The 447-nt window shown below is 40.9% G+C and carries 1 protein-coding gene; it reads left to right on the forward strand.

Translation table 11 applies throughout. From position 1 onward, the window contains the following. Positions 1 to 157: 157 nt before the first annotated feature. Positions 158 to 447, forward strand: a 290-nt coding sequence (locus CWC30_RS17165; RefSeq protein ID WP_171034747.1) for a transposase, incomplete at its 3' end; no start/stop codon positions are given.

The raw sequence follows: 447 nt of genomic DNA on the forward strand, positions 1-447 counted from the left end.
CGCTGGCGTTTAGAGAAATAAAGCAGGGATTGAATCATAGCAAACACACGTTACGTAGTAAGAAACCAGACATGGTACGTCAAGAGTTATGGGGGTTATTAGGTAGTGTTTAGAAATCTGTGTCATTTCAGTAATATTAAGAAAACAGGAGTGACACATGACTCAATCTTTCGACTTCAACAAAGCATTAGCTGAACTTCAATCTGGTAAAGGGTTAACTGGTGAAGATGGTGTTTTAACACCGCTAATTAAACAATTAACTGAAGCTGCACTCAGAGCAGAGCTAGAGCAGCATCTAGAATCTGATCTGCAACCAAACCGTAAGAACGGCACTAGCAAGAAAACCGTTAAATCATCTGTAGGTCAATTTGAACTTGAAACACCAAGAGACCGCGCTGGCTCCTTTGAACCGCAACTCGTTAAGAAAATCCACACTATGTTAACGCC

The sequence above is a fragment of the Pseudoalteromonas sp. S4741 genome (assembly GCF_005886135.1).
In the GTDB taxonomy this organism is placed as follows: Bacteria; Pseudomonadota; Gammaproteobacteria; order Enterobacterales; family Alteromonadaceae; genus Pseudoalteromonas; species Pseudoalteromonas tetraodonis.